The sequence below is a fragment of the Rhodococcus sp. NPDC078407 genome (assembly GCF_044542515.1).
In the GTDB taxonomy this organism is placed as follows: Bacteria; Actinomycetota; Actinomycetes; order Mycobacteriales; family Mycobacteriaceae; genus Rhodococcoides.
Map to the genome: position 1 here is coordinate 101,835 of NZ_JBITUQ010000019.1, position 16,333 is coordinate 118,167.

The 16,333-nt window shown below is 63.0% G+C and carries 16 protein-coding genes and 1 tRNA gene; 12 read left to right on the forward strand and 5 right to left on the reverse strand.

The features are described 5' to 3' along the window. Nucleotides 1-6 precede the first annotated feature (6 nt). Both ACIGGF_RS18805 and ACIGGF_RS18810 read left to right on the forward strand, forming a co-directional pair. Nucleotides 7-204, forward strand: coding sequence for a CsbD family protein (locus ACIGGF_RS18805; RefSeq protein ID WP_397522671.1), 198 nt, complete (start codon nt 7-9; stop codon nt 202-204). A 129-nt stretch (nt 205-333) separates the two neighbouring features. After that, nucleotides 334-423, forward strand: a tRNA-Ser gene (locus ACIGGF_RS18810). Between the two features lie 170 nt (nt 424-593). Here ACIGGF_RS18810 and ACIGGF_RS18815 read toward each other — a convergent pair. The 3 genes from ACIGGF_RS18815 to ACIGGF_RS18825 are packed head-to-tail and all read right to left on the reverse strand — an operon-like array spanning nt 594 to nt 3,036. Then, nucleotides 594-1,079, reverse strand: coding sequence for a hypothetical protein (locus ACIGGF_RS18815; protein WP_397522672.1), 486 nt, complete (start codon nt 1,077-1,079; stop codon nt 594-596). Nucleotides 1,080-1,114: 35 nt separating this feature from the next. Then, a complete protein-coding gene (locus tag ACIGGF_RS18820) occupies nt 1,115-2,029 on the reverse strand; it encodes an alpha/beta hydrolase family protein (RefSeq protein WP_397522673.1) in 915 nt (304 codons plus the stop codon). After that, on the reverse strand, nt 2,026-3,036 hold the full coding sequence (locus ACIGGF_RS18825; protein ID WP_397522674.1) for a PHP domain-containing protein: 1,011 nt from the start codon (nt 3,034-3,036) through the stop codon (nt 2,026-2,028). The genes ACIGGF_RS18820 and ACIGGF_RS18825 overlap by 4 nt, the downstream gene beginning before the upstream one ends. A 120-nt stretch (nt 3,037-3,156) precedes the next feature. On the opposite strand from ACIGGF_RS18825, the gene ACIGGF_RS18830 reads away from it, so the two are divergent. Then, entirely contained in the window at nt 3,157-3,846 is a 690-nt protein-coding gene (locus ACIGGF_RS18830; RefSeq protein ID WP_397522675.1) for a YceI family protein, read from the forward strand. Here the strand turns inward: ACIGGF_RS18830 and ACIGGF_RS18835 are convergent. Then, a complete protein-coding gene (locus tag ACIGGF_RS18835; protein WP_397522676.1) occupies nt 3,827-4,732 on the reverse strand; it encodes a sterol desaturase family protein in 906 nt (301 codons plus the stop codon). The two genes, ACIGGF_RS18830 and ACIGGF_RS18835, sit on opposite strands and share 20 nt — an antisense overlap. Nucleotides 4,733-4,839: 107 nt before the next feature. Here ACIGGF_RS18835 and ACIGGF_RS18840 point away from each other — a divergent pair, with 107 nt between their 5' ends. The 6 genes from ACIGGF_RS18840 (at nt 4,840) to tgt (ending at nt 13,380) form a co-directional block, all read left to right on the forward strand. Beyond that, nucleotides 4,840-5,298, forward strand: a complete 459-nt coding sequence (locus ACIGGF_RS18840; RefSeq protein WP_397522677.1) for an RrF2 family transcriptional regulator — start codon at nt 4,840-4,842, stop codon at nt 5,296-5,298. 86 nt (nt 5,299-5,384) lie between these two features. Further along, nucleotides 5,385-6,035 carry a TetR family transcriptional regulator gene (locus ACIGGF_RS18845; protein WP_397522678.1) on the forward strand — a complete coding sequence of 217 codons (651 nt, stop codon included), beginning with the start codon at nt 5,385-5,387 and terminating at the stop codon, nt 6,033-6,035. Between the two features lie 2 nt (nt 6,036-6,037). Further along, nucleotides 6,038-8,338, forward strand: coding sequence for an MMPL family transporter (locus ACIGGF_RS18850; RefSeq protein ID WP_397522679.1), 2,301 nt, complete (start codon nt 6,038-6,040; stop codon nt 8,336-8,338). A gap of 80 nt (nt 8,339-8,418) precedes the next feature. Continuing rightward, nucleotides 8,419-10,152 carry an ABC transporter ATP-binding protein gene (locus tag ACIGGF_RS18855; RefSeq protein ID WP_397522680.1) on the forward strand — a complete coding sequence of 578 codons (1,734 nt, stop codon included), beginning with the start codon at nt 8,419-8,421 and terminating at the stop codon, nt 10,150-10,152. A gap of 8 nt (nt 10,153-10,160) precedes the next feature. Then, entirely contained in the window at nt 10,161-12,107 is a 1,947-nt protein-coding gene (locus ACIGGF_RS18860) for an ABC transporter ATP-binding protein (protein WP_397522693.1), read from the forward strand. Nucleotides 12,108-12,141: 34 nt separating this feature from the next. Beyond that, nucleotides 12,142-13,380 (forward strand): tRNA guanosine(34) transglycosylase Tgt, encoded by a 1,239-nt coding sequence (gene tgt, locus ACIGGF_RS18865; RefSeq protein WP_397522681.1) that lies wholly within the window; start codon nt 12,142-12,144, stop codon nt 13,378-13,380. Here the strand turns inward: tgt and ACIGGF_RS18870 are convergent. Then, nucleotides 13,334-14,020, reverse strand: a complete 687-nt coding sequence (locus ACIGGF_RS18870; RefSeq protein WP_397522682.1) for a pyridoxamine 5'-phosphate oxidase family protein — start codon at nt 14,018-14,020, stop codon at nt 13,334-13,336. The genes tgt and ACIGGF_RS18870 overlap by 47 nt on opposite strands. 213 nt (nt 14,021-14,233) lie before the next feature. On the opposite strand from ACIGGF_RS18870, the gene ACIGGF_RS18875 reads away from it, so the two are divergent. From ACIGGF_RS18875 to ACIGGF_RS18885, 3 genes are all read left to right on the forward strand, one after another. Beyond that, on the forward strand, nt 14,234-14,575 hold the full coding sequence (locus tag ACIGGF_RS18875) for a VOC family protein (RefSeq protein WP_397522694.1): 342 nt from the start codon (nt 14,234-14,236) through the stop codon (nt 14,573-14,575). A 218-nt stretch (nt 14,576-14,793) separates the two neighbouring features. Continuing rightward, on the forward strand, nt 14,794-15,945 hold the full coding sequence (locus tag ACIGGF_RS18880) for a DUF222 domain-containing protein (protein WP_397522683.1): 1,152 nt from the start codon (nt 14,794-14,796) through the stop codon (nt 15,943-15,945). Between the two features lie 67 nt (nt 15,946-16,012). Then, nucleotides 16,013-16,333, forward strand: a 321-nt coding sequence (locus ACIGGF_RS18885; protein ID WP_397522684.1) for a transposase domain-containing protein, incomplete at its 3' end; no start/stop codon positions are given.

A 16,333-nucleotide genomic window follows, 5' to 3' on the forward strand; every position in this document is an offset into this window, starting at 1 on the left:
ACACTCATGGGACTCGGCGACAAGATCTCGAACAAGAGCGAAGACCTCGGCGGCAAGGCGAAAGAAGCTGCAGGTTCGGCCACCGGAGACAAGGACCTCGAAGCAGAGGGCAAGGGCGACCAGACCTCGGCCGCCTTCAAAGACGGAGCCGAGAAGGTCAAGGACGCAGCCTCGAACATCAAGGACAAGCTCACCGGGAAGTAGCTTTTGCGCCCGGGAGTGAAGCCTGCGAAACGACCCGGTTGGTCCCGAAGTGAAGCCTGCGAAACGACCCAGTAGGTCCGCTGAGCAGGCGATTTAGCCTCAGGCCCGCATTCCGGTACAGTCTTCTGCGGTGGCGTGTCCGAGCGGCCTAAGGAGCACGCCTCGAAAGCGTGTGAGGGTTCACCCCCTCCGAGGGTTCAAATCCCTCCGCCACCGCCACAAGCTCCCCATCTGTTCACACAGGTGGGGAGCTTTTTTGCGTGCTGGGTGCGGCGGGGGTGCGCTCAGTGTCCACAATTTGCCTCATGAGACGGAATTCCGTCATCGGCGGAACACAGTGGACAGTGAGCGCACTCGGCTCCCGCGTATCGACCCCGCGACTCGGACGCTCAGCATTGCCCCGCACCGGCGGCGTCGAGTCCCCGCAGAATCTCGTTCTGATCGCCGGGCGGGACGGTGTTCCAACTCGGCGCGGTGGTCATTTCGCTGCGTAGACCTTCGACCGACTTGGCGCGATCAGAGATTCCGGTCTGCTCCAGCGCATCGATGGACGGTAGGAACTGCGTGCACGTCTGCTGGTAGAGCGCTTCACCAGTGACGCCCGAGGTCGGAGCCTGAGGAACTGCCGGATCTGCGGGATCTGCCGGATCAGCGGCAGGCGGAGTCTCGGGGACCGGAGTGTCGGCGGGGGCCGGCGCAGGCGCGTCGACGGTGGTGCCGGCGGGGACGGTCGTGGACATCGCCGCAGCGGAGGTGGTCGACGCCCCATCACTCGACGCCCCACCACTCGACTCACTCGACGCGTCGTCGCCGCAACCGGCCATCGATATGGCCACTATCAGCCCGAGCAGTCCGGTCGCGATTTTTCGATTCATCGCAAATGTGTACCACCCCGGCAGAACCCCAGAGATCAGAGCAGGGTCTGCGCACGCCCGGTGATGGTGCTCAGCGTCGTCGACCAGGCGCGGTCCGTCGGGTCGAGGAACGAGCCGTGTCCGGCTCCGGGGAGGACGACGAGCTCGGCGTCGGTGCTGCCCGCCTTGGTTGCCGCGTCGACGTAGACGCGGCTCTGATTCACCGACACCGTCCGGTCGGCATCACCGTGCAGTGCAGTGACCGGAATGTCGAGGGGGAGGTACTCGATGGGGGACGCGATCTTGTAGCGGCCGGGTACCTGGTTCGGCATGCCGCCGAGGAAAACCGGGACGAACTTGTCGCCGCCGAGTGTGACCGCCCGCTTCATGTCGAACACACCGGCCATGATGGTGGCGCTGCGTGGTCGGATCTTCGGTTCTGCGCCGGGCGCATCGACCGGCATCAGGTGTCGAGCCGCCACCCATGCCGCGAGCTGCCCGCCGGCCGAATGTCCGGTGACGTGGACGCGATTCAGATCGAGCCGCCCGCCGGCCGCGTCCTGTACGACGGTGGCGAGTGCCTCGGTGGCGTCGTCGACGTCGGTGAGGGTGTTGGCCCAGTTGTCGGGTCCACGCCGGTATTCGACGTTCCAGACGGCGATGCCCTCGTCGGCTATGGCGGCCGCCATCTGCCGGAAGTACGACAGGTCGAGATCCTGCTGCCATCCGCCGCCGTGAATCATCACCACTACCGGAAGCGAGGTGGCGTCGTTGTCGGGCAGGTAGAGATCGCCGATGTTGTCCGATTGGTATCCGTACTTCAACCGCACAGGGTCGCCGGCAGGTCCCGAAACTGGTTGCACAGCAGGTGAATACGTCTCGGCGGTATTCGGTGAGGAGTCGGTGTCGGTGGAAGTGCAGCCGACCAGTGCGACCGTCAGCAGACCGGAGAGGAAGTGGCGACGGTTCACGCGCGCCGGCCCGTCCAATCGAGTAGTTCTGCCAGCGGCCAGGTGTTGATCACGCGCTCGGCCGGCACACCCTGTGCCTCGGCGCGGATGCAGCCGTAGCCCTGCCAGTCGAGTTGGCCGGGTGCGTGCGCATCGGTGTCGATGGAGAACAGGCATTCGCGTTCGAGGGCGATGTCGATGAGGCGTTCGGGTGGATCCTGGCGCTCGGGGCGAGCGTTGATCTCCACCGCGGTGCCGAACTGGCGACAGCCCTCGAACACCACGGGTGCGTCGAACGTCGACTCGGGCCTGGTGCCGCGACCTCCCTCGACGAGCCGTCCGGTGCAATGACCGAGCACATCGACGTGCGGATTGGCGATCGCGGTGACCATGCGTTTGGTCATGGTCTTGGAGTCGGCGCGCAGATTGGAATGCACGCTCGCCACCACCACGTCCAGCTCGGCGAGCAAGCCCTCGTCCTGGTCGAGTGAACCGTCGTCGAGAATGTCGACCTCGATTCCAGTGAGGATGCGGAACGGTGCGAGGCGTTCGTTGAGCTCGGCGACGATGTCGAGTTGGCTGCGCAGGCGCTCGGCCGTGAGACCGTTCGCGACCTTCAGGCGCGGCGAATGATCGGTCAATGCGCAGTACTCGTGGCCGAGCCCGGCAGCGGTGCGCATCATCTCCTCGATGGGGCTACCACCGTCGGACCAATTGGAATGGGTGTGCAGATCACCCTTGAGTGCACCGCGGAGGGCGTTGTCTCCGATGGGTTCGGCGGCGTTTCGCTGCTCGACGAGATAATCCGGAACGTCCTGCGTGAGAGCCTGTCGAATGATCAGCGAGGTCTTTGCTCCGATGCCGGCCAGCGAGGACCAGCTGTCTGCCTTCTCGTGTTCGGATCGTTGTGCGGGAGTAAGAGATTCGACGACATCAGCGGCCCGACGGTATGCCTTGACCCGGTGGGTGTCCGAGCGCGACCGTTCGAGCCAGAAACCGATCTCTCGAAGTGCGTCCACCGGATCCATGCGGTCCATTGTGCCTCGCGGCACCGACACGTGCGCACAGGGTAAACGGACAAAACTCTCAGGCAGTTGCCAGGTCTCTCGTCCCCCATCGCCTTGAAGCTGCAACTACCATCGGCAGTCATGACCAAGAAATGGTGGATCGTAGGCGTCGTTGTCGTTGTTCTCGTCGCGCTCGGGCTGTACTTCGGCCCCAAGATCTACGCCTCGCTGCAGGAGGACGACGCACCGGCAGCCACGGTATCGACATCCGGTGCCCAAGCGGCCACGGTCGTGGACATCAACGGACGGTGGGTCGTCACCCCAGGTGACGAGACCAACACCACGGCCGCGGGCTATACCGTCGACGAGTTGCTCAACGGTTCCGACGTGACGGTGGTCGGATCGACGACCGAGGTGGCCGGCAATGTGACCATCGCCGACGACAGTCTCACCGAGGGGCAGATCGTGGTGCTGACGAATTCGATCAGTACCGACAGTGACCGTCGCGACAATCAGTTCCGCGGCAACATCTTCGATACCGCCACTTATCCGACGGCGACGTTCAGCATCGACTCGCCCATCGATCTGTCCGACCTCCCTCGAGACGGAACCAGCACGACGGTCACCGCCGACGGCACGTTGACGCTCAAGGATCAGACCCGTCCGGTCTCGGTCGAGATGGAGGTGCTGCTGTCCGGTGACACGCTCATCGCGTCGGGTGCCATCCCGACGACGTGGACCGACTACGAGATCGAACCGCCCTCGCTCGGCTTCGTGACGGTCGATCCGACCGGGACCATCGATTTCCTGATCAATCTGAGTCAGCAGTAGCGCGTTCTCGTGGACCGGCCGGCGTCCATCCCGGCGGTCCGACGAGATATCCGACGCGTTCTTTCCACGACTGCGATGCCGCAACATCCCGCGCGATGTTGCGGTATTCGTGTGTCTGGAGGGTCCAGATGTTGAACGTGTCGACGGGCTTGGTGAGGCCGTAGTGCGGGCGCTCGACCTCCTCGGCGTAGGTGCCGAACAGTCGGTCCCAGATGATGAGAATGCCGCCGTAGTTCTTGTCGAGATACTGAGGATCGCGGCCGTGATGGACGCGGTGATGTGAGGGCGTGTTGAAGACGAACTCGAACGGACGCGGCAGCCGGTCGATGCGCTCGGTGTGTACCCAGAACTGGTAGACGAGATTGATCGAGAAGCCGACGAACACCATCCACGGCGGCATCCCCAGCAAGGGAAGCGGTAGCCACATGATTACCTCGCCGCTGTTGTTCCACTTCTGGCGCAACGCCGCCGCGAAGTTGAAGTACTCGCTCGAATGGTGGGCCTGATGCGTCGCCCAGATAAGTCGGGTTCGATGCGCGATGCGGTGGTAGCCGTAGAACAGCAGGTCGACGCCCAGGATCAGGATCACCCAGGTGTACCAGGCGTCGGCGGGCAGATGCCACGGCGCGATGTAGACGTAGATCGCCGTGTAGCCGACGAGAGCGAGCGCCTTCCATGCGGTGGTGGTGGCGATCGAGACCAGGCCCATCCCGAGGCTGGCCCGCGCATCTCGGGCGGAGTAACTGCCCTGCGAGCCGTCTTCGAGTTTCGCGGCTGTGATCCATTCGATTGCCAGCAGCAGCGCGAACGCGGGGATGGCCAGGGCGACGGGGTCGCGCAGCGGTTCGGGCAGTGCATTCCACGCCGAACCGATCCATTCGTTCATCGAACCTCCCGCGTGACATTTGAAGGTTGAGTGTAACGCCGAATCGGGCCGCGGCATATGGCGTCGACTGCTCGCTTATTTCCTATCAAAATGATAGGAATTGAAACGTGCACATCACGGCGAGGGCTGACTATGCAGTGCGGACGCTCGTCGAACTGGCGGCGGTGGGCGAGCAAGGCCCCGCGAAAGCCGAGGCGCTGGCCACCGCGCAAGGTATTCCGCACAAGTTCCTCGAGTCGGTGCTCGCGGATCTACGTCGCGCGGACTTGGTGTGCAGCCGGCGAGGTCCCGACGGCGGGTACTGGCTGGCGCGGGAGGCGTCGGACATTTCTGTCGCCGATGTGATCAGGGCTGTCGAGGGGCCGTTGGCGTCGGTGCGCGGTCAACGACCCGAGGATGCGGAGTACGCCGGCCCTGCCGAGCCACTCACTCGTGTGTGGCTGGCGGTGCGCGTCAATCTGCGTGCAGTACTCGAGGCGGTCTCGCTGAAAGACATCGTCGACGATGATCTGCCCGAATTCGTGAAACAGCTGGTCAGCGAGCCGGCGGCTTGGGCGCGTCGATGATCTGAGTCACACTCGTCACGAGGTGTGGTGCAGTCGACAATTTTGCACGTCTTTGCAAACTTGCAGAACCGTGCAAGTTCCGTACGTTGGTAATCGTGACTTCTCCGACGGGCCTTCGCGATCTCAAGAAGGCCGCAACCCGCGACGCTCTCGGTCAGGCGGCCGTGCGTCTGGGAAAGCAGCTCGGCTTCGATGCGGTCACCGCCGACGCCATCGCCCACGAGGCGGGCGTTTCCACCCGTACGTTCCACAACTACTTCTCCAACAAGGAAGAAGCGGTTCTGCACCACATCGAGGTCTCGGCCCTCGAATGGTTCGAGCTGCTGCGCGCCCGGCCGGCGACGGAACCCATCTGGGATTCACTGCGGCACATAGCCCTTGATCTCGTCGCAGATCCCGGCCGGGACCTGGAGGACACCTTCGCTGCGGCCCGCCTCATCGAAGCCAACCCCGCGCTGATGGCCCGCAAGCTAGAAATGCACCATTCGCTGACCCGAAAACTCGGCGAGGCCATCGCCGAGCGAACCGGCACCGATATCGACACCGACCTATACCCGAACCTGCTGCAGATGGCAGTCGGAGGTGCCGTGACATCGGCACTGAACATCTGGATCACCGACCCTGCGGGTGCGTCCACCCCCCGGGCGCTGATCGAAGACGCCTTCGACCAACTGCGCGCGGGTCTACCTGAGCCTCATCCCCATCCCGACATGTCCGAACCCAACCGAGGAGCTTGACAGTGGCCACCTATCTCTACCGAATCGGAAGATTCGCGTACCGACGCAAGGGCGTAGTCCTCGGACTGTGGCTGGCGATTCTGATTGCAGCCGGCGTGGGCGCAGCAACGCTGTCCGCGCCGACGGTCAACTCGTTCAGCATTCCGGGAACACCCGCCCAGGCCGCGCTCGACTTGCAGGAGGAACGGTTCGGCGGAGCCGAGGATCCACTGCAAGCGGTCAACGCCGAGTACGTCTTCCAAGCGCCGGACGGCCAGTCGCTCGACAACCCGCAGTACACCTCGGCCATCGACGCGACCATCGCCGAGATCGAGAAGATCGATGCGGCGAAACCTGCGGAAGGTGCTCCGCCACTGGCTAATCCGGTCGCGGCCTACCAGTCGATCGTCGAGCAGTACACCGAAGCGGCAGCCGAGGCCGGCACGCCGGCCGACCAGGTAGCAGCGGATGCGGCCGCAACCTCACCGCTGAGTCCTGACGGCAACGTCGGTACCGTCACCGCGCCGATCAACGTCGACCTTGCCGACGTCACCGACCAGATTCGTAGCGATCTCGATGCCGCGGCGCAGCCCGCCCGCGATGCAGGCTTGAACGTCATCCTCGGCGGCACCGTCGCGCAGGAGAACCCATCGCCCGGTGGAACATCGGAGATCGTCGGTCTTGCCGTCGCCGCCGTCGTGCTGCTCATCATGTTCGGATCGGCCGCCGCCGCCAGCCTCCCGCTGATCACCGCAATCGTCGGCATCGGCATCTCGAGCCTGGCGATCACCACGGCATCCGGTTTCGCAAGCTTGTCCTCGTTCACCCCGATCCTCGCGATCATGATCGGACTCGCAGTCGCGATCGACTATTCGCTGTTCATCCTGGCGAGATACCGGCACGAGCTCACGTTGACCGACGACCGCGAAGAAGCCGTCGGACGGTCGGTCGGAACCGCCGGTTCCGCCGTCGTGTTCGCGGGCGCAACGGTGCTCATCGCCCTCGTCGCGTTGCGCGTCGTCGGCATTCCGTTCCTGTCTCAGATGGGTCTGGCCGCGGGCTTCGCGGTGTTCGTTGCCGTCTTGATCGCATTGACGTTCCTGCCCGCCATGCTCGGCGTCTACAAGGGCAAGGCCTTCGCGGGCAAGCTCAAGTTCGTCAACACCACCGACCCGGAGGATCCGAACGCCTCTCCCACCAACGGACTTCGGTGGGCTCGATTCCTGGTCAAGAAGCCGATCCTCGGACTCGTCGGCGGCATCGTGCTCCTCGGTGTCATCGCAGGCCCGACCACCGGGTTGTCTCTGGCGCTTCCCTCGATCGCCACCTCGGACCCATCCACGCCTGCCCGCCAGGCCTATGACATCACCGAAGAGGCCTTCGGGCCGGGACGTAACGGTCCGCTGCTCGTCATCGCCGACGCCTCGGGCGTCGCAGAAGCAGACCGCACCGCGTCGTTCGGCAAGGTCGTCGAGACGATCACCGAGCAATCCGACGTCACCAATGCTCAGATCATCGCCGTCAACCCGGCGGGTGACACCGCTCAGATACTCGTGACCCCGTCGAGCACACCCAACAGTGATCAGACGAAGGCTCTGGTGACCAACCTGCGTGACGCCGAAAGTGGATTGCAGCAGAGCGAGGGCGTGTCCTACGGCGTCACCGGCGAGACCGCAATCGGGATCGACATCTCCGAGCGGCTGCAGAGTGCGCTGATTCCGTACCTGGCTGTGGTCGTCGGCCTGGCCTTCGTGTTGCTGATGCTGGTGTTCCGCTCCATCCTGGTTCCGCTGACCGCCACGCTCGGGTTCCTGCTCAGCGTGCTCGCGACCTTCGGTGCCACGGTGTTCATCTTCCAAGAGGGCGGGCTCGGCCTGATCTCCAACCCGCAGCCGATCGTCAGCTTCATGCCGATCTTCCTCATCGGTGTGGTGTTCGGTCTCGCGATGGATTACCAGGTGTTCCTCGTCTCGCGCATGCGAGAGGAGTTCGTCCACGGAGCCGCCGCGAAGGATGCCGTCGTCGACGGCTTCAAGTACGGCGCACGTGTGGTCACTTCGGCCGCGGTCATCATGATCTCGGTGTTCGCCGCGTTCATCGCCGAGCCGGACTCGTTCATCAAGTCCATCGGCTTCGCGCTCGCCGCGGCCGTGTTCTTCGACGCGTTCGTCGTGCGCATGGTGCTGATTCCGTCGGTGATGGCGCTGCTGGGAGACAAGGCCTGGTGGCTGCCGAAGTGGCTGGACAAGATCCTGCCCAACGTCGACATCGAAGGTGCCAAGCTGAAGACGGCTCCGGAGAAGGAAACGGTTCTGCAGGCATGAGCCGGTCGGCCGAAGATTACCCGCAACACTCGAAAAACGGAGAGACTGTCATCCATGTGTACGAGTAATCTTCGGCCATCATGCTGATTCCGCTGCTGCGGACGTATCTGGCTCCCTACAAGCTGCCGATCGTCGCGCTGATCCTGCTGCAACTCGTCGCGACCTTGGCGGCGCTGTTCCTGCCCAGCCTCAACGCCGACATCATCGACAAGGGCGTCACTACCGGCGACACGGGCTACATCCTCTCCGCCGGCGGCGTGATGCTCCTCGTGTCGGCGGTGCAGATCATCAGTTCCGTGGCCGCAGTGTTCATCGGTGCTCGTGCGGCGATGGGCGTCGGACGTGACCTGCGCGGTGCGATCCTGCACCGCGTCGGCACGTTCTCGGCTCGTGAGGTCGGCCAGTTCGGTGCGCCGTCATTGATCACCCGTAACACCAACGACGTCCAGCAGGTTCAGTTGGTGATCGTCATGGGATTCACCATCGTGGTGATGGCACCGATCATGTGCATCGGCGGCATCATCATGTCGTTGCGCGAGGACCTCGGCCTGTCCTGGATTCTCTTGATCGCGGTACCAGGTCTGGCGATCTCCATGGGCCTGATCATCATCAAGATGGTGCCGGCCTTCCGCTCGATGCAGAAGCGCATCGACGCCGTCAATCGTGTTCTACGTGAGCAGATCACCGGCATTCGGGTGGTGCGGGCGTTCGTCCGGGAGGACTTCGAGATCGATCGGTTCGGATCGGCCAACGCCGCGCTCACCGACACCGCCTTGCGCGTCGGGCGGTTGATGGCTCTGATGTTCCCGACGGTCATGCTCATCAGCAACCTGACCAGTGTGGCCGTCATCTGGTTCGGTGGCCATGCCATCGATCAGGGCACCATGCAGATCGGCTCTCTCACAGCTCTTCTGAGCTACATCATGCTCATTCTCATGTCGGTGATGATGGCATCGTTCATCGCGATGATGGTGCCCCGCGCGTCGGTGTGTGCCGATCGCATCAGTGAAGTACTCGCCACCGAATCGTCGGTCGTGTTGCCGGACAAGCCCAAGACGTTCGCATCCTCACCAGGCACGGTCGAGCTGGTCGATGCCAGATTTTCTTTCCCCGGTGCCGAGTATCCGGTGCTGTGCGGGGTGAACCTGAGGGCCGAGGCAGGCAAGGTCACCGCGATCATCGGCGGTACCGGTTCCGGAAAGTCGACGCTCGTCAACTTGATTCCTCGATTGATCGACGTCACCGGCGGCGAGGTACGCGTCGGGGGAGTCGATATCCGTGAACTCGATCTGGATTTGTTGCGTTCCGAAATCGGTTTGATCCCTCAGAAGCCGTATCTGTTCTCGGGCACCATCGCGAGCAATCTGCGGTACGGCAAATCCGACGCCACCGACGCGGAACTGTGGGAGGCACTCGAGATCGCGCAGGGTGCCGACTTCGTTCGCGCCATGCCCGAGGGACTGGAGACGCCCGTCGCCCAGGGTGGTACGACGGTGTCCGGTGGCCAGCGTCAACGACTGGCCATCGCCCGTGCGCTCGTACGCAAACCCAGCATCTACCTGTTCGACGATTCGTTCTCCGCACTGGATCTGACGACCGATGCCAATCTGCGTGCGGCACTCAAGCCGGTGACGCGTGATGCGTGCATGATCGTTGTCGCTCAACGCGTCTCGACCATCATCGACGCCGATCAGATACTCGTACTCGACGATGGAAAGCCGGTAGGTGTGGGTACCCACGACCAATTGTTGGCCGAGTGCCCCACCTACGCCGAGATCGTCGACTCGCAGCGCGCTGTGGTCGGTGCACTGTGACCGCGCAGGTGGAGAAGACGGAAGAGAAGGCCGACGCTCCCGTCGCCAAGGCTGTGGTGCCGGGAACGAAGGCCCGCAACTTCAAGGGCTCGTTGAAACGGCTGATCGGCCTGCTCGCTCCGGAGCGGCTGTTCCTGACGATCATGCTGACCTTCGGTATCGCCAGCACAATCCTGACCGTCGCAGCTCCCACCGTCCTCGGACATGCAACAGACCTCATCTTCAACGGCGTCGTCGGCCGCGAACTGGACCCGGGCCAGACCAAAGAGCAGGCCATCGAGCAGCTTCGGGCGGAAGGTAACGACTCCGTCGCCGACCTGCTGTCCGGGACGGATGTCACTCCCGGCGCGGGTATAGATTTCGGGGCGGTCAGAACCGTCCTGATGTGGGTATTGGTTCTGTATGTGCTGTCGTCCCTGTTCGCCTGGGCGCAGGGCTACATCCTCAACATCGCGCTGCAGCGCCGAATCCTGTTGCTGCGCGGCAGCGTCGAGGCCAAGGTGCACCGACTACCGTTGAAGTACTTCGACAACAATGCTCGCGGTGAGACGCTGAGCCGCGTCACCAACGACATCGACAACGTCTCGACCAGCTTGCAGCAGACGCTCAGTCAGCTGATCACCGGCATTCTCACCGTGCTCGGCATCCTGGGCGTGATGATCTGGATCTCGCCGCTGCTGGCTCTCGTTGCGGTGCTGACCATTCCGGCGTCGTTCGCGGTGACCGCCGTCATCGCCAAGCGCTCGCAGCCGCACTTCGTCGCACAGTGGAAGCACACCGGAAAGCTGAACGCCCAGATCGAGGAGACCTACACCGGCCACGAGATCGTCAAGGCTTTCGGTCGTCAGGAAGAGGTGGAGCGAGAGTTCGGCGAGCGCAACGAGAAGCTGTTCCAGTCCAGCTTCCGAGCACAGTTCATCTCCGGCATGATCATGCCCGTCATCATGTTCCTCGGGAACATCAACTATGTGGTCATCGCCGTCGTCGGTGGGCTGCGGGTGGCGTCGGGCACGCTCAGTCTCGGTGAGGTGCAGGCCTTCATCCAATACTCGCGTCAGTTCACCCAGCCGCTCACGCAGGTCGGTGCGATGGTGAACCTCATCCAGTCCGGTGTCGCGTCGGCCGAGCGCATCTTCGAGGTGCTCGACGCCGAGGAAGAGGATGCGGATCCAGCCGATGCGGTGCGCCCCATCGAGCGACGGGGTCGCGTCGAATTCGAGAATGTCTCCTTCGGCTACTCGCCCGACCGCCCGCTGATCGAGAACCTCTCGCTCGTCGCCGATCCCGGACACCTGGTCGCGATCGTCGGTCCCACCGGTGCAGGCAAGACCACATTGGTGAACCTCATCATGCGATTCTACGAGATCGATTCCGGCCGAATCACTCTCGACGGCGTCGACACCAGGAAGATGACCCGCGAGGAACTGCGTGCGCGGACAGGAATGGTGTTGCAGGACACCTGGCTGTTCGGCGGAACCATCCGCGACAACATCGCCTACGGTGACCCGAATGCCAGCGAAGAGGAAATCCTCGAAGCAGCACGGGTGAGCTACGTCGACCGCTTCGTGCACTCCTTGCCCGACGGTTACGACACGATCATCGACGGGGAGGGCAACAACGTCAGCGCCGGTGAGAAGCAGCTGATCACCATCGCCCGCGCCTTCCTGGCCAAGCCGCTGATTCTCATCCTCGACGAGGCCACCAGCTCCGTCGACACCCGAACCGAACTGCTGGTGCAGAAGGCGACCGCGAAGCTGCGCAGCGATCGCACCAGTTTCGTCATTGCACACAGGCTTTCGACCATCCGCGATGCGGACACCATCGTGGTGATGGAAAACGGCAGCATCGTCGAGCAGGGTAATCACGAGCAACTGCTCGCGGCCAAGGGTGCCTACTTCCGCCTGAATGCGGCTGGCGCCGCAGTGGCGGGAATAGGTGCCTCAGAGGGCACTTGACCGCACCACTGCCGCGCAGCGGCATACTGACGCGGTGAGTTCCTCCAGTTTCGGCTTCGATATCGGCACCCGGCTCGACGGTGAGCTCGGGCGCACCGGCACCATCCACACCCCGCACGGTGACATCGCCACCCCCGCGTTCATCGCGGTGGGTACCAAGGCGACCGTCAAAGCGGTGCTGCCGGAGGCGATGAAGGAACTCGGCGCGCAGGCGGTGCTCGCCAACGCGTATCACCTGTATCTGCAGCCGGGCTCGGACATCGTCGACGAGGCGGGTGGGCTGGGCAAGTTCATGAACTGGGACGGTCCGACGTTCACCGACAGTGGCGGATTCCAGGTCATGTCGCTCGGCGTCGGGTTCAAGAAGGTCATCTCGATGGACGCCACGCGCGTGCAGTCCGACGACGTCATCGCCGAGGGCAAGGAACGCCTCGCACACGTCGATGACGACGGCGTGACGTTCAAATCCCACCTCGACGGCTCGAAGCACCGATTCACTCCCGAGGTGTCGATGCAGATTCAGCATCGGCTCGGAGCCGACATCATGTTCGCGTTCGACGAGCTTACCACGTTGATGAATACCCGCGGCTACCAGGAGAAGTCGGTCGATCGGACGCAGGCATGGGCGAAGCGGTGCGTCCTCGAGCACGAACGTCTGACGATCGAGCGCGCCGACAAGCCGTATCAGGCACTGTTCGGGGTGGTGCAGGGCGCACAGTACGAGGATCTACGACGCAAGGCCGCACACGATCTCGAAACCATCACCGGTGAGACCGGTAGGGGCTTCGACGGTTACGGCATCGGCGGCGCACTCGAGAAGCAGAACCTCGGCACCATCACCCGATGGGTGAACGAGGAACTGCCCGAGCACAAGCCGCGTCACATGCTCGGCATCAGCGAGCCCGATGATTTCTTCACCGCCATCGAGAACGGTGCCGACACGTTCGACTGCGTCAACCCCTCACGGGTGGCGCGCAATGCGGCGATCTACGTGCCGACGGGCCGGTTCAACATCAACACCGCCAAGCATCGACGTGATTTCACCCCGATCGACGAGAACTGCGACTGCTACACGTGCGCGCACTACACCAAGGCCTACATCCATCACCTGTTCAAGGCCAAGGAGATGCTGGCGTCGACGCTGTGCACCATCCACAACGAGCGTTTCACGGTCAAGCTGGTCGACGACATCCGCGACTCCATCGATCAGGGGCGCTTCGCAGATTTCAAGACGGAGTTCTTGGGTCGGTTCTATGCTGCAAAGATTGCGTGAGCTGATCTTTGAGTTCCGAAATGCGTTGTAGCAGTTCGCCTTCCCGCTCGGCCGCTTTGCGCTGATACACCTCCGACAGGTCCTCGAGGTAGGCAGCGTCGTAGCGGGGGATGATGCTGCGGGTGCAGTTCCAGTCGAAGGCCTCGACATCGATGACGACGCTGCGCTCGCAGGCAGCTGCGACGGTCAGGTCGCCGATCTTTCTCAGTCGGTCCAGTAGTTCGGGGTCGTCGGCAGCCTCGACGGTCCGTGCCCGTCCATAGAGCTTGAGCCGTTGGCGCAGAGGGTAATTGACCAAGAAGATCGCGATGCGGTCGTCGTGATCGAGATTGGCCGCCGTCACGTACTGATGGTTGCCGGCAAAATCGGCGAAGCCGAGCGTTCGGTCGTCGAGGACCTGGAGAAAGCCCTTCGGCCCGCTGCGGTACTGGATGTAGGGCCAGCCGGTCTCGGCGACGGTGGCGATCTGGAACTGATCGATCGCACGAATCATCGCCTTCTCGCGAGTGTCGAGAGGCGTCGGGCCGTCGTCGGGTCGTTCGGTCTGTGAGCCGTAGGCGGTGTAGCTGCCGTCGACCTGCTGCCGCGCAATCGCAGCAGGACCGAACATCAGATGGTGATAGTGGTTGCTCTGCGGCACGGGTGAATTCTATGTGCTCTGTCCCAGTCACGAGACTGGGACAGAGTGTTTCTCAACCAGGGCCTGGGCCAGTTGGCCGATGCGTGTGCGGGCGGTCTCTGGAGCGAGGACCTCGATGTGGTCGCCGAACTGTAGGAGCTGACGAACCGACTCGACGTCTGGGTAGCGGATGACGACGGTGCACAACTCGATGCCTGCCCCAACCTGTTCCTGATCGGCGTCCGCGACGCCCAGGCCGCTACCGCCTTCTACAGCGATCTCTTCGAGATCGAACCGACTTTCACCAGTCCCCACTACGTGGCTTTCGAGGCTGCCCCCGGTGTCTTGTTCGCGTTGTGGACGGGCTATAGCGAACACGCTGTCCAGAGCACCCCTCGCACGACCGAGATCGGCATCATGGTGCCGGGGCCACCGGGGGCGATCGACGAGATATTCACGAAGTGGGTCTTGAAGGGAGTGCACGTAATGCAGGAGCCTCACGACGCTGTGTTCGGCCGCACCTTCGTAGTCGCGGACCCCGACGGCAACCTCGTTCGGGTTTCTCCGGTGGACTGAGCTTCACGACGCCTACCAAGTGCTCAGTTGTCGATGGACCGACCACGCACGTTGGTCGGCCTGTCAACCTTTCCCATCGATGCAGGACATAGTGCCGAGAACCTTAGGCGCTACCACGTACTACCGACAGGTTTGTCGTCGCGAATCTTTGTGCAGAGCAATAGTTTTCGATTCAACGATGGTTGCCAATCGAACGCACGTTCGATACACTTGCATCCATGACCACGGCGATCTGGCAACTGAGCGAGGCAGAACTGCTCGCCGACGCCGCCGCGGTCTCCCTTGACATCCAGTTGCTCGAAGCCCGGCGGATCGCTCTGGTCGCCGAGATCGACACCCGCGTCTCCCGGGAGAAGCTCGGCTTCCCCGGGCCCGCCGGCTGGCTCACCTCCACCACCCTGCTCAGCCCGAGCAAAGCGAACAAGATCGTCGCCCTCGCCCGCGGCCTGAAGAACTTCCCCGACATCGCCGACGCCGTGAACACCGGCGTCATGACCGTCGATCACGCCGCCCTGATCCTCACCTTCGCCGAAACACCACCGAAAAAACTCCCGCAAGAAGGTCGCGACATCGCCCGCACCGCGATGATCACCGCCGCCACCGGGCCCGGGGCACGCACCGACAAGATCCGTGAAGCGATCACCAAACTCAAAGACACCTACGGCAGCGACAAGCCGCCCGCCGAGGACACCGACCGCAACGAACTGTTCGCATCGAAGATGCTCAACCAACGCCTCTGTCTCAAAGCCGACTTCGATGCAATCACCGCAGAAAAGCTCTTCACCGCACTCTCACCGCTGACCGCACCCCGGCCCGCAGCCGACGGCACCCCCGACGAACGCAGCCCCGCCAGACGGCGCGCCGACGCATTCGGACACATCCTCGACCACTACCTCGCCTCCAGCGATCGCCCCACCGAAGGCGGAGAAAAACCCCACATCAACCTCCACATCCGGTTGCAGGACCTCCAAAGCCTGAGCGGTCAGAACAGCGACGACATCACCGACGACGAAACCACCCGCGCTGCAACCGAACCCAACAGTGACACCGACGGTGACACAGGCGGTGACACAGGCGGTGACCGCGGTGCCTACCGGGACTTGTTCGGCGACGGCTCCAGCGTCGGCTGGCTGCCCTGGATGGGACCCCTCTCACGCAACACATCACGCCAACTGACCTGCGATTGCCTCCTCACCGCCATCGTCATGGACGAGAACGGCAACCCGCTCAACCTCGCTCGCACCGCACGCACCGTCACCGCGAAACAGAAACGAGCGTTGACCGCCCGCGACCACGGCTGCGCCTTCCCCGGCTGCGGCAAACCCGCCGCCTGGACCGAAGGCCACCACATCCCAATGCCATTAAGTTAGCCGAAACGATAAAGCGACACGCGGTGTAGATGCGCATTTTAAGTTGCGTGTTTCGTAGAATTTATTGGTGGACGAAATCATCTCGCGCCGCTTTACCGATCATTTCCCAGTTGGCATCCTTGCGGAATGCATACCTCGCGATGATGTAGAAGAAGCAATCGACAGGTCAGATACCCGCGAAAATCGAACGCGTCTTCTCCCGTCGAGGATAGTTGTTTATTATGTTATTGCGCTCGGCCTGTTCTTCGGCGAAAGTTATGACGAAGTCATGCGGCGGTTGGTAAACGGATTGGAGTTTCTCGGAGGGTGGTTACCGAGTTGGCACGTTCCTACCCCGAGTGCAATAACACAAGCCCGCAAAAGGCTCGGGGAGGAACCCTTAAAAATT

What these genes read in the sequence shown, in the direction of transcription:
- ACIGGF_RS18805 (WP_397522671.1), top strand. Translation starts at nt 7, where the DNA reads ATGGGACTCGGCGACAAGATCTCGAACAAGAGCGAAGACCTCGGCGGC.
- ACIGGF_RS18815 (WP_397522672.1), bottom strand. Translation starts at nt 1,079, where the DNA reads ATGAATCGAAAAATCGCGACCGGACTGCTCGGGCTGATAGTGGCCATA.
- ACIGGF_RS18825 (WP_397522674.1), bottom strand. Translation starts at nt 3,036, where the DNA reads ATGGATCCGGTGGACGCACTTCGAGAGATCGGTTTCTGGCTCGAACGG.
- ACIGGF_RS18830 (WP_397522675.1), top strand. Translation starts at nt 3,157, where the DNA reads ATGACCAAGAAATGGTGGATCGTAGGCGTCGTTGTCGTTGTTCTCGTC.
- ACIGGF_RS18835 (WP_397522676.1), bottom strand. Translation starts at nt 4,732, where the DNA reads ATGAACGAATGGATCGGTTCGGCGTGGAATGCACTGCCCGAACCGCTG.
- ACIGGF_RS18855 (WP_397522680.1), top strand. Translation starts at nt 8,419, where the DNA reads ATGCTGATTCCGCTGCTGCGGACGTATCTGGCTCCCTACAAGCTGCCG.
- ACIGGF_RS18880 (WP_397522683.1), top strand. Translation starts at nt 14,794, where the DNA reads ATGACCACGGCGATCTGGCAACTGAGCGAGGCAGAACTGCTCGCCGAC.